Source organism: Pseudomonas sp. NDM (assembly GCF_003105095.1).
Taxonomy (GTDB): Bacteria; Pseudomonadota; Gammaproteobacteria; order Pseudomonadales; family Pseudomonadaceae; genus Aquipseudomonas; species Aquipseudomonas moraviensis_A.
On the sequence record NZ_QETJ01000019.1, the window covers coordinates 1 to 12578 of the forward strand.

10 protein-coding genes and 3 tRNA genes are annotated in these 12578 nt (G+C 61.5%); all 13 read right to left on the reverse strand.

The features are described from left to right. Positions 1 to 242: 242 nt before the first annotated feature. Positions 243 to 319: transfer RNA gene (locus DCO47_RS07085), tRNA-Asp, on the reverse strand. 93 nt (positions 320 to 412) lie between these two features. After that, positions 413 to 489: transfer RNA gene (locus DCO47_RS07090), tRNA-Asp, on the reverse strand. Between the two features lie 55 nt (positions 490 to 544). After that, positions 545 to 620, reverse strand: a tRNA-Val gene (locus DCO47_RS07095). 166 nt (positions 621 to 786) lie between these two features. Then, positions 787 to 1563: an SDR family oxidoreductase gene (locus tag DCO47_RS07100; RefSeq protein WP_065615016.1), complete on the reverse strand. Its 777-nt coding sequence runs from the start codon at positions 1561 to 1563 to the stop codon at positions 787 to 789. Beyond that, positions 1560 to 2771 (reverse strand): O-succinylhomoserine sulfhydrylase, encoded by a 1212-nt coding sequence (locus DCO47_RS07105; protein WP_116657790.1) that lies wholly within the window; start codon positions 2769 to 2771, stop codon positions 1560 to 1562. The genes DCO47_RS07100 and DCO47_RS07105 overlap by 4 nt, the downstream gene beginning before the upstream one ends. A 70-nt stretch (positions 2772 to 2841) precedes the next feature. Next, positions 2842 to 4347 carry an amidophosphoribosyltransferase gene (gene purF / locus DCO47_RS07110; protein ID WP_116657791.1) on the reverse strand — a complete coding sequence of 502 codons (1506 nt, stop codon included), beginning with the start codon at positions 4345 to 4347 and terminating at the stop codon, positions 2842 to 2844. A 41-nt stretch (positions 4348 to 4388) separates the two neighbouring features. Then, a complete protein-coding gene (locus DCO47_RS07115) occupies positions 4389 to 4949 on the reverse strand; it encodes a CvpA family protein (RefSeq protein ID WP_116657792.1) in 561 nt (186 codons plus the stop codon). A gap of 98 nt (positions 4950 to 5047) precedes the next feature. Next, complete coding sequence (locus DCO47_RS07120; protein WP_064363925.1) at positions 5048 to 5707, reverse strand: SPOR domain-containing protein; 660 nt, start codon at positions 5705 to 5707, stop codon at positions 5048 to 5050. After that, a complete protein-coding gene (gene folC / locus DCO47_RS07125; RefSeq protein ID WP_116657793.1) occupies positions 5691 to 6998 on the reverse strand; it encodes a bifunctional tetrahydrofolate synthase/dihydrofolate synthase in 1308 nt (435 codons plus the stop codon). The genes DCO47_RS07120 and folC overlap by 17 nt, the downstream gene beginning before the upstream one ends. Continuing rightward, positions 6995 to 7915 (reverse strand): acetyl-CoA carboxylase, carboxyltransferase subunit beta, encoded by a 921-nt coding sequence (gene accD / locus DCO47_RS07130; RefSeq protein WP_016773939.1) that lies wholly within the window; start codon positions 7913 to 7915, stop codon positions 6995 to 6997. Before accD ends, folC begins: the two co-directional genes overlap by 4 nt. 199 nt (positions 7916 to 8114) lie before the next feature. Next, positions 8115 to 8747 (reverse strand): phosphoribosylanthranilate isomerase, encoded by a 633-nt coding sequence (locus DCO47_RS07135; RefSeq protein WP_116657794.1) that lies wholly within the window; start codon positions 8745 to 8747, stop codon positions 8115 to 8117. Positions 8748 to 8811: 64 nt separating this feature from the next. After that, positions 8812 to 9636: a tRNA pseudouridine(38-40) synthase TruA gene (truA, locus tag DCO47_RS07140; RefSeq protein WP_042609431.1), complete on the reverse strand. Its 825-nt coding sequence runs from the start codon at positions 9634 to 9636 to the stop codon at positions 8812 to 8814. Between the two features lie 266 nt (positions 9637 to 9902). Next, positions 9903 to 12572, reverse strand: a complete 2670-nt coding sequence (locus DCO47_RS07145; protein ID WP_116657796.1) for a FimV/HubP family polar landmark protein — start codon at positions 12570 to 12572, stop codon at positions 9903 to 9905. Positions 12573 to 12578: the final 6 nt, after the last annotated feature.

Below are 12578 nucleotides of genomic sequence, written 5' to 3' on the forward strand. Positions count from 1 at the left end.
CTTGTAGGCGTGAGCCTGCTCGCGATGGCGGTGTATCAGTTGCGGATACCGGCGACTGGAATATAGCTATCGCGAGCAGGCTCACTCCTACAGAAGGATTTGTGCAGGAGTTCGAGAGGGGAATAGCCAAATTTCAGACACAAAAAACCCCGGTCTTTCGACCAGGGTCTTTGCTATCGATCCGATTCAGCCTGTGGCTGGTTTCGGCGCTTCAAGGCGTTCAGTGGTCCTTGAGGCAGATATGGCGCAGCGGACGGGACTCGAACCCGCGACCCCCGGCGTGACAGGCCGGTATTCTAACCGACTGAACTACCGCTGCGTATCGCTTTGAGCTTGCGCTCAAGTAACTCGTGTTGATCGCAGGCTTCGGTGCCTGGCAATCGCGAATCAGATAAATCTGACTCGTAAAATATGGCGCAGCGGACGGGACTCGAACCCGCGACCCCCGGCGTGACAGGCCGGTATTCTAACCGACTGAACTACCGCTGCGCGTCGGTGCAGGCACTTTCAGCCTACTCTCTTGCTTGCGCAAGCTTCTCGGGAGTGGTGGGTGATGACGGGATCGAACCGCCGACATTCTGCTTGTAAGGCAGACGCTCTCCCAGCTGAGCTAATCACCCGTTTGCATCTCCGAGGCCGCGAAATTTACGCAGGTGGCGAAGCTAAGTCAATAGCAGGATTGGAGTTTTTCTGAAAAAGACAAAATTGCTTCATTCCTGAAGAAGCCATCGACCCATAGACCGCATTCGCGAGCAGGCTCGCTCCCACAGGACGCGGCTTCGCTTGTTATTCGCTGTAGATCATCTTTTTCGTCATACCGCCATCGACGACGAATTCCTGCCCGGTGACAAACCCGGCATTGCGCGACAGCAGCCAAGCGACCATCGCCGCCACGTCCTCGACGGTTCCCACCCTGCCCGCCGGATGCTGAGCATGATCGGCGTCGGCCAATGGTTCGGCGCGACGCACCGAGGGATCACGCGCATCGATCCAGCCCGGGCTGACAGCATTCACACGAATTTCCGGCCCGAGGCTGATTGCCAGCGCATGGGTCAGCGCCAGCAACCCGCCCTTGCTTGCAGCGTAAGCCTCGGTATCCGGTTCCGACTGCGCGGCGCGGGTCGAGGCCAGATTGACGATCGAACCGTTGTGCGCACGCAGATAGGGCGCACAGTGCTTGGCGAGCAACATCGGCCCGCTCAGGTTCACCGCCAGCACCCGATTCCAATAGGCAAGATCAAGGCTTTCCAGGGTGATGTTGTGCGGATCGGCCACCGCTGCGTTGCAGACCAGCGCATCCAGGCGACCGAACTGCCCCAGCACCTCGGCCACGCCCAGCGCGACCTGATTTTCGTCTGCGACGTCCATGGCGATGAACCAGGCGTTCTCGCCGAGCACCTTCGCCACTTTCGAACCACGCGCCCGATCGAGATCGGTCAGCACCACCTGCCAGCCTTCGCTGATCAGCCAGGCGGCAATTCCGAGGCCGATGCCGCGCGCAGCGCCAGTGACCAGCGCCACGCGGCCATGGGTATTGGCCGCCGGTGTGGACAACTCGATCACAACGCCGCCAGACCGCGCGCCAGATCAGCTTGCAGGTCAGCCACATCCTCCAGACCGACCGCGACGCGGATAAGGCTGTCGCGAATGCCTGCCGCTTCACGCTCCTGGGGCGCCAGACGGCCGTGGGAGGTGGTGCTCGGATGGGTGATAGTGGTTTTGCTGTCGCCGAGGTTGGCAGTGATCGAAATCAACCGCGTGGAATCGATAAAGCGCCACGCGCCCTCTTTGCCGCCCTTGACCTCGAAGCTGACCACGGCACCGAAGCCCTTCTGCTGGCGCTGAGCCAACTCGTGCTGCGGATGGCTCTTGAGACCGGCGTAATGGACTTTCTCGATGCCGTCCTGCTGCTCCAGCCATTCGGCCAGCGCCTGGGCGTTGGCGCAGTGAGCTTTCATGCGCAGGTTCAGCGTCTCGAGACCCTTGAGGAAGATCCACGCGTTGAACGGGCTGAGGGTCGGCCCGGCGGTCCGCAGGAAACCGACCACTTCCTTCATCTGTTCGCCGCGACCGGCGACAACGCCGCCCATGCAACGGCCCTGACCGTCGATGAACTTGGTCGCCGAGTGCACGACAATGTCCGCGCCGAGCTTCAGCGGCTGTTGCAGCGCCGGGGTGCAGAAGCAATTGTCGACCACCAGTTGCGCGTCCTTGGCATGGGCGATTTCTGCCAGCGCGGCGATATCTACCAGCTCGGCCAACGGGTTGGACGGCGACTCGACGAAAAGCAGTCTGGTGTTGGATTTGATCGCCGCATCCCAGGCCGACAGATCGGCCAGCGGCACGTAATCAACTTCGACGCCGAAGCGCTTGAAATACTTTTCGAACAGACTGATGGTCGAGCCGAACACACTGCGCGACACCAGCACATGATCGCCAGCACTGCACAGACTCATCACCACCGCCATGATCGCGGCCATGCCGGTTGCCGTGGCGACGGCTTGCTCGGCGCCCTCCAGCGCGGCGATGCGCTCTTCGAACGCGCGCACGGTCGGGTTGGTGTAACGCGAATAAACGTTGCCCGGCACTTCGCCGGCAAACCGCGCCGCCGCATCGGCAGCGGTGCGGAACACGTAGCTGGAGGTGAAGAACATCGGATCACCGTGCTCGCCTTCCGGCGTGCGGTGCTGACCGGCACGGACGGCCAGGGTATCGAACGCTACGCCTTCGAGGTCGCTGTCCAGCCGACCGGCATCCCATTCCTGACTCATGCTGTCTCTCCTTGCTGTGTTCTCGAAAAAATGTCAGATACAAAACCGGCCCCTCAGGGCCGGTGGAAACTCAGTTGTTGTACAGATCGATGATCGCACTGACTGCCTGGGTCTTGACCTTCGAGGCATCGTTGCGCGCCTGTTCGATCTTGTCCAGGTAAGCCTCGTCGACATCACCGGTCACGTACTTGCCATCGAATACCGCGCAATCGAAGTTTTCGATCTTGATCTTGCCGCCGCCGACCGCTTCGATCAAGTCAGGCAAGTCCTGATAGATCAGCCAGTCGGCGCCGATGAGATCAGCCACGTCCTGGGTCGAACGGTTGTGCGCGATCAGTTCGTGAGCGCTCGGCATATCGATACCGTAGACGTTCGGGAAGCGCACCGCGGGTGCCGCCGAGCAGAAATAGACGTTCTTCGCACCGGCTTCGCGAGCCATCTGGATGATCTGCTTGCAGGTGGTGCCGCGTACGATCGAGTCGTCGACCAGCATCACGTTCTTGCCGCGGAACTCCAGCTCGATGGCATTGAGCTTCTGGCGTACCGATTTCTTGCGCGCAGCCTGGCCGGGCATGATGAAGGTACGACCGATGTAACGGTTCTTGACGAAGCCTTCACGGAACTTCACGCCCAGGTGATTGGCCAGTTCCAGCGCCGCGGTACGGCTGGTATCGGGAATCGGGATGACCACGTCGATGTCGTGCTCAGGACGCTCGCGCAGGATCTTTTCGGCGAGTTTCTCGCCCATGCGCAGACGCGCCTTGTACACCGATACGCCGTCGATGATCGAGTCCGGACGCGCCAGGTAGACGTGTTCGAAAATGCACGGGGTCAGCGACGGATTGGACGCGCACTGACGGGTGTGCAGTTTGCCGTCTTCGGTGATGTACACCGCTTCGCCCGGTGCGAGGTCGCGGATCAGGGTAAAACCGAGCACGTCCAGCGAAACGCTTTCCGAGGCAATCATGTACTCCACGCCTTCGTCAGTGTGACGCTGGCCGAACACGATTGGACGAATGCCGTGCGGGTCGCGGAAACCGACGATGCCGTAACCGGTGATCATCGCCACAACGGCGTAACCGCCGACGCAACGGTTGTGCACGTCGGTCACGGCGGCGAAAACGTCCTCTTCGGTCGGCTGCAGTTTGCCGCGCTGGGCCAGCTCGTGGGCGAACACGTTGAGCAGCACTTCCGAGTCGGAACTGGTGTTGACGTGACGCAGATCGGATTCGTAGATCTCTTTGGCCAACTGTTCAACGTTGGTCAGGTTACCGTTGTGCGCCAGGGTGATGCCGTACGGCGAGTTGACGTAGAACGGCTGGGCTTCGGCCGACGTCGAGCTGCCGGCAGTCGGGTAACGGACGTGGCCGATACCCATGTGGCCGACCAGACGCTGCATGTGACGCTGCTGGAACACGTCACGCACCAGGCCATTATCCTTGCGCAGGAACAACCGGCCATCATGGCTGGTCACGATACCGGCAGCGTCCTGGCCGCGGTGCTGGAGCACGGTTAGCGCGTCATACAGCGCCTGATTGACGTTCGACTTACCGACGATACCGACGATGCCACACATGCGACGCAACCCCTACTTAATGGATCTGAACTGAACAACACTCACTGAGGCGTTTTCGCCGTCGGCAAGAGCTGCTCCTTGAACGGAATCTCAGCGGGTACGCTGATTCCGCTGGCAAGCCACTGACTGCTCCACCCCAATATCAGGTTCTTGGACCAGTCGGCGACCAATAGAAACTTGGGCACGAGCTGTGATTCTTTCCACCACCCGTCCTGCTGTACCGGCCCCAGGCTCAACAGCCCGACCGCCACGACCACCAGCAACACGCCACGCGCTGCACCGAAGGCCATGCCGAGGAATCGATCGGTTCCGGACAACCCGGTGACGCGAACCAACTCGCCGATAAGATAATTGATCATTGCGCCCACGATCAGTGTGGCGACAAACATGATGGCACAGCCCGCGATCACGCGAGCCGATGGGGTTTCGATGTATCCGGCGAAGTACTCGGACAGTGAGCCACCAAACATCCAGGCAACCGCTCCTGCGATGATCCAGGTCAGCAGCGATAAAGCTTCTTTTACGAAGCCGCGGCTCAGACTGATCAAAGCGGAGATGGCGATGATTGCAACGATCGCCCAGTCAACCCAGGTAAATGGCACAGTGCAGCCTACAGACGGATAAGGCGGCGCATTTTAGCAGAGCGCATGGCTGTCGGTAAGCTGCGATTGTCAGTGGTTTTCAATCGAGGTGATAGATTTCAGCCACGTTCAGGCTGAAAACGGACAACGAAGCCTTTGAGGTTCTGCTGGCGACTCAGCAGATCGCGCAAGCGATCGGCTTCGGCACGCTCGATCAGCGGACCGACGAACACCCGATTCTTGCCATCAGCCGAACGGATATAGGCGTTGTAGCCCTGGCTGCGCAGGTTTTTCTGCAGGCTTTCGGCGCTGGCGCGGCTCGACAGACTGGCCAGCTGCACCGACCAGCTCACCGACAGACCGTTGGCATCGACGCGGCTCTGCGTGGTATCGGGCTTGCTCGTTGCCGAGGTGATCGGCTGGGCCGGCGCCGGGATCGGCTTGGCCACCGGTGGCGGCGTTGCCGGGCGGGCAATCTGCGCAGGGATGGTCGGTGCTGGCGCAGCCGGGGCTGCCGGAGCAGCCGGGGCGGCTTCTTCAGCGACTTCTTCGTCCGTCGGCACCGGCTCTTGCGGCAGGGCTTGCGGTTCAGGCACGGCGACCGGATCCATTTGCACTTGCGGCATCGTCGGAGCTTGCGGCGCCGCCGGGGCCTCGACCGTCACCTGACGCTGCTCGTCCTGGCGGGAAAACAGCATCGGCAGGAAGATCACCGCCAGCGCCACCAGCACCAGCGCGCCCACCATGCGCTGCTTGTACGCTTTATCCAGCAAAGCCATTTGCCGCTTCCTCCGTGGAGCGCCGGGCCAGCCATTCAAGGGCCTCGGCGACACAATAAAATGATCCGAACAACAGAATCTCGTCGTCACTGGTCGCTACCGCGCACTGGCCTTCCAGAGCAGCGGCGATGCTGTCGTAGGACGCGACCGCAGCGCCAAGGTTCTGCAGCGCTGCCTGCAACTCTGCGACCGGGCGCGCGCGTGGCGAATCCAGCGGCGCGACAGCCCAATGCGCGACACTAGCATTCAATTCGCCAACAACACCATCGAGATCCTTGTCAGCCAGCAGGCCGAACACCGCCAGGCGCTTGCCAACCGGCGGCCGTGCGGCCAGACGCCGCGCAAGGTATTCGGCGGCATGCGGGTTGTGACCGACGTCCAGCAACAGATTCAGACGCTTGCCATTCCACTCGAATGAACGACGATCAAGGCGTCCGACCACGCGCGTCGCCCGCAATGCAGCGACAATTTGTTCGGCATTCCATGGCAACCCCGTCAGCAGATAGGCTTGCAGCGCCAGCGCGGCGTTTTCCATCGGCAGATCAAGCAGTGGCAAGTCGCGCAGTTCGACCACTTGGCCCTGTGCATCGCTACCGCGCCACTGCCAATGCTGCTCGGTGATGCCGAGATCGAAATCGCGTCCACGCAGGAAAAACGGGCAAGCCAGCTCGCGGGCCTTATCCAGCAGTGGTTGCGGGGGATTCAGATCGCCACACAGGGCCGGTTTCCCTTGCCGGAAGATGCCGGCCTTTTCGAAAGCCACGGATTCGCGGGTATCGCCCAGATAATCGGCGTGATCGACGCCAATGCTGGTGACCAGTGCGATATCGGCATCGACTACATTGACGGTATCCAGACGTCCGCCCAGCCCCACCTCAAGCACCACAGCGTCAAGCGCGGACTGCTGGAACAGCCAGAACGCCGCCAGGGTGCCCATTTCGAAGTAGGTCAGAGAAGTGTCGCCGCGGCCAGCCTCGACCGCAGCAAAGGCTTCGCACAGCTGGGCGTCAGTGGCTTCGACGCCGTTGAGCTGCACCCGCTCGTTGTAACGCAGCAGGTGCGGAGAATTGTAGACCCCAACGCTCAGGCCCTGCGCGCGCAGCAACGAAGCCACGAACGCACAGGTCGAACCTTTGCCGTTGGTGCCGGTGACTGTAATCACCCGAGGTGCAGGCTGGCCCAGCCCCATGCGGGACGCGACCTGTTGCGAACGCTCCAGGCCCATGTCGATGGCCGACGGATGCAACTGCTCGAGGTAGGCGAGCCATTCACCAAGGGTGCGCTGGGTCATACGTTGGCAGGCACCGGCGGCACCACGATCGGCTCGATCGGCGCGGCAACGAACTTCGGCGTCGGCTTGCCGGTCATCTGCGCCAGCAGGTTACCCAGACGCGGGCGCAGCTCCTGACGGTGAATGATCATGTCGATCGCGCCGTGCTCCAGCAGGAATTCGCTGCGCTGGAAGCCTTCCGGCAGTTTCTCGCGCACGGTCTGCTCGATCACACGCGGGCCGGCGAAGCCGATCAGGGCCTTCGGCTCGCCAACGATGACATCGCCGAGCATCGCCAGACTGGCAGAAACACCGCCGTAGACCGGGTCGGTCAATACGGAGATGAACGGAATGCCTTCTTCACGCAGACGCGCCAGCACGGCCGAAGTCTTGGCCATCTGCATCAGCGAGATCAGCGCTTCCTGCATGCGCGCACCACCGGAAGCGGCGAAGCAGATCATCGGGCAGCGGTTTTCCAGGGCGTAGTTGGCAGCGCGAACGAAGCGCTCACCGACGATGGCGCCCATGGAACCGCCCATGAAGTTGAATTCGAATGCCGAAACCACCACCGGCATGCCCAGCAAGGTACCGCTGACCGAGATCAGCGCGTCTTTTTCGCCGGTCTGCTTCTGCGCGGCAACCAGACGATCCTTGTACTTCTTGCCGTCGCGGAATTTCAGGCGGTCAACCGGCTCCAGATCGGCGCCCAGTTCGTTGCGGCCTTCCGGATCGAGAAAAATGTCGATACGCGCACGTGCGCCGATGCGCATGTGATGGTTGCACTTGGGGCAAACGTCCAGGGTCTTTTCCAGCTCTGGACGGTACAACACCGCCTCGCAGGACGGGCATTTGTGCCACAGACCTTCAGGCACCGAGCTCTTCTTGACCTCCGAGCGCATGATCGAAGGGATCAGTTTGTCTACTAACCAGTTGCTCATGCTTTCTTTCTCCAGTACCGGCGGCCCGAACGCTCTGGTTCGCAGCCCCGCGTATGCCCTTGAGCTAAATTCATGTGTGTGGCGATGATTGGGGAACGGTCGCGGTCAGCGCGAAACATGACTCGCATACGATTCAGCAACCCTCAGCCGCGCCTGCTTTGTGCAAGTGCATTGATGGACGGCGGCAGACTGCCAGCCGTCACATCGACGATGTATTGCCGCGCACCGCGTTGATGAATGCGCGAATCTTGTGGTGATCCTTGATGCCTTTGCTCGCCTCTACCCCGCCGCTGACATCCACCGCGTAGGGCTTGACCCGTGCCACCGCGTCGGCAACGTTCTCCGGTGTCAGGCCACCGGCCAGAATCAGCGGTTTGCTCAGGCGTTGCGGAATCAGTGACCAGTCAAACGCCTCGCCGGTTCCACCGGGCACCCCTTCGACATAGGTGTCGAGCAGCACGCCACTGGCGCCGGGAAAGGCATCGCAGGCAGCAGCAATGTCATCACCCGCCTTGACCCGCAGCGCTTTGATGTACGGACGATGCCAGCCTTCGCACTCCTGCGCGCTTTCGTCGCCATGGAACTGCAGCAGATCCAGCGGCACCGCATCGAGGATTTCTCCGAGCTCGCAACGGCTGGCATTGACGAACAGCCCCACGGTGGTAACGAACGGCGGCAGTGCCTGGATGATCGCCCGCGCCTGCTGCACGTTCACCGCCCGCGGACTCTTGGCGTAAAACACCAGGCCGATCGCGTCGGCACCGGCTTCGACGGCGGCCAGCGCATCTTCGATGCGGGTAATGCCGCAGATCTTGCTGCGAACGGCTGACATGTCAGGAAAACCTCAAGGCAAAATCCGAAAACGTCCCGGATGGTAACAAAAGCGTTCGAGGGCGTCAGCCGTCAAGTTCGGAGAAACCCGTAAGGAAATGTGGACCGATAAAGCGCTCGGGCAACGGAAATTCGTCGTGATACTCGACCTGCACCAGATACAACCCGTAGGGATGCGCCGTGACCCCGCCGGAGCGACGCTCGCGACTTTCCAGCACTTCCTTCATCCACTCCACCGGACGCTCACCGGCACCGATGGTCATCAGCACACCGGCAATATTGCGCACCATGTGGTGCAGGAACGCATTGGCACGAATATCGAGCACGATCATCTTGCCGTGACGGGTTACGCGCAGGTGATGCATCTTCTTGATCGGCGACTTGGCCTGGCACTGACCAGCCCGGAACGCGCTGAAATCGTGGGTACCAATCAGGTACTGCGCGGCCTCGGCCATGCGTTCTACGTCGAGCGGACGGTGGTTCCAGGTGATTTCTTCGTTGAGGTGCGCCGGGCGAATCTGATCGTTGTAGATCACATAGCGATAACGCCGGGCGATGGCTTTGAAGCGGGCGTGAAAATGCGCGGGCATGACCCTCGCCCAACTGACGCTGATATCGTGGGGCAGATTGATGTTGGCACCCATGACCCAGGCTTTCAGCGAGCGATCAACCTGAGTGTCGAAGTGCACTACCTGGCCGCAGGCATGCACGCCAGCGTCGGTACGCCCGGCGCATTGCAGGGATACCGGCGAATCGGCGACTTTCGACAAGGCTTTTTCAAGCTCTTCCTGCACCGTCGCCACGCCGGTCAACTGCCGCTGCCAGCCGCTGTAGCGCGAGCCTTTGTACTCAACGCCCAGCGCGACGCGGTAAAAGCCGTCGGGCGCCATTTCGGCGACCGGGTTATCTATGTTTGCCAAGGTGGGACAGCCTGCTGATTTGCAAAGGCGGGCATTATAAGGCGGCGGGCCGGGGATGCCAGAGCTCTCTGTTGCCAGTTCGGCCCCAATCGCGAGCAGGCTCACTCCTACAAGGGGTACGCATTTCAACTGTAGGAGTGAGCCTGCTCGCGATAGCGATTTTCTGAACACCGCAGAAACGGGCACAAAAAAAAACGGCAGCCTCACCGGGCTGCCGTTTTTGTTTGTTGCTGAACTCAGACCAGGTTGGAAAGCATTTCCTTCGCCTCGCCCCGCTGCTTCTCGTCACCCTCGGTCAACACTTCGTTGAGGATGTCACGCGCACCGTCGGCGTCGCCCATGTCGATGTAAGCCTGGGCCAGATCGAGTTTGGTCGCCGCTTCGTCGGTACCGGCGAGGAAGTCGAAATCATCTTCGCCCAAGTCATCGCCCAACGCTGCGTCCGCTTCGGTAAAGGTCGGTTCGGCCATGCTTTGCGACAGGCGATCGAGCTCGGCATTGACGTCGTCCAGTTCGGCCGCGAACGCATCAGGCTCGGCGGCTGGATTGGTGTCCATTTCGTCGGCCAGTGACAGGTCGAAATCGGCTGGCAACTCCAGATCATCCTGCGGCACCTCAGCGACTGCCGGCGTCTCGACCGCAGGCAAATCTTTCACGCCCTCGTCCAGATCCAGCAGGAAGTCATCTTCAGCCAAAGTGGCAGGCGATGGTTCGGCGCCAAGATCCATGTCCAGATCGAAGTCCGACAGATCGTCGAGATTGTCTTTCATCTCGGTCTGCTCTTGCAGCACCGAGGCGAAGCTCAGATCGTCTTCAGCCGGGAACTCATCCAGCTCGACCGGCGCTTCTGGCTCAACCACTGGTGCAGGGTCGACCGGAGTGATGTTGTCGAGATCATCCAGGCTCAAATCGAACGCCGTGTCCAGATCGTCAGTCGCAGGCTCAGGCGTTTGCGGCTCGTCCTGCAACAGATCCTTGACGTATTGCGCATCCAGTTCGGCAGCAACGGCGGCCGCCGCCAGCCCACCGGCAGCGACCACGGCCATGGCCGGGAAGCGGCTTTTCAGTGCTTCGACCTTGGCGAAGTTATCGCCATTGGCCACCAGTTGACGCTCTTGCGCGACGAACGCATCGCGGTCGCCCTGCTGACCGTAGACTTCCATCAGTTTCAGGCGCAGATCGCTGCGTTCCGGCTCGAGGCTGACACCCTCTTCCAGCAGCGCGGCGGCCTGATTCAGGCGACCGGCATTGATGTGCGATTGCGCCTTGTCGAGCACGTCATCCGAGCGCTCGCCGGCCGGGGCCACCAGAGGCGCGGCGATCGGCGCAGCCATCACCACCGGAGTGACAACCGGTGCGGGCGTTGGCGCAGGTGCCGGAGCAGGCGTGTTGAGCTTGACGCTCGCCGCGGGAGTTTCCAGGCCAGAGAAGCTGCTTTCCGGCAAATCATGCTCGGCGGAAAACTCTTGTTCTTCAGCCAGGGCGCGGGCCATGCGCAGATGCTTTTCAGCTTCCTGCTGGGCTTTGCGACGGCGCGCCAGCAGCAACAACAGAAGCAGCAGAACCACCGCACCGCCGCCGATCAGGCCGAGCAGGATCGGATTGGTCAGCAGGTCGTTGAAGGCCTTGTCATCGTCAGCAGCAGCCGGTGTGGTTTCGACCACCGGTTCTACAACCGGCTCCACTGGCGTTTCCGCTGGCGGCGCAATCGCCGACTCCGGGGTGGGCGAAGTCGCTGCGGCGTCCGCCGGAGTCGCCGGGGGAGTCGCGGCCAGTTCGGCGGTAATCGCCGGCACCGGCGGCACAGCACCGTTGGCGCCAGCCGCTGCGCCCGGCGCGACACCGGTGCCATCAGCCTGCATCTTCGCCAATTGATTGTTCTTCAGCTCAATCAGCTTCTGCAGCTTGTCCAGCTGACTTTGCAGATCAGCCATGCGGCTTTTCAGTTCCTCGTTGTCACGACGGGTCGTGTCGAGGTTTTCCTGAGTGATCGCCAGTTTGTTGCTCAGCGCCTTGGCATCACCTGCCGGGCCTTTCGCGCCGGGCTTGGCGTTTTCCGCCGAGACCAGGCTCAGGTTGTCCTGGGTATTGGGCGCAGCCCCCGTGTTGCCACGGCCGCGATTGGTTGCGTCGAGTTGCTGCTGACCGGTGCCTGGCTTGGCCACGTAACGACGGCCCTGACGCCAGGCTTCGTTCTGCGCCGCCACTTCAGCGATGGCCGCAGACTGTGGCAGCGCCGTGCTTTGCACCGAGTCCGGCAGACGCAGCACCTGACCGGTTTTCAGACGGTTGATGTTGCCGTCGATAAAGGCATTCGGATTGAGTGCCTGAATCGCCAGCATGGTCTGCTGCACCGAGCCGCCATTGCGCGCCTTCGCGGCGATTTCCCACAGGGTGTCGCGCGGTGTGGTGGTGTATTGATTGCGATGGGTGGCGCCAGTGGTTGGTGCGGTGATGGTCTGCGACGGCGCCGGTTGCGCGGCAGCGTCAGCGGTCTGCGGCGAGAACTTCGACGGATCCAGCAGCACGCTGTAATCACGCAGCAAGCGGCCATTGGGCCACATCACTTGCACGAGGAACTTCACCATCGGTTCCGACAACGGTTGGCTCGAGGTGACGCGCAACACGCTTTTGCCGTTGGCGTTGAGCACCGGGGTGAAGGTCAGATCATTGAGAAACGCCTGGCGGTCGACGCCGGCCTTGGCGAAATCTTCGGGTGAAGCCAGGCTCGGCACCACCTCGGCGGCGGTGAGATCCTTGACGTCGAGCAGCTCGATTTCAGCCACCAACGGCTGGTTCAGGGTCGACTTCAGGGTCAGCTCCCCGAGCCCGAGGGCATGCGCCATACCGGAGGACAGCGCCGAGGCGGCCGCTATTGCTAACACCAGTTTGCGAACTTGAACCATAGCCTC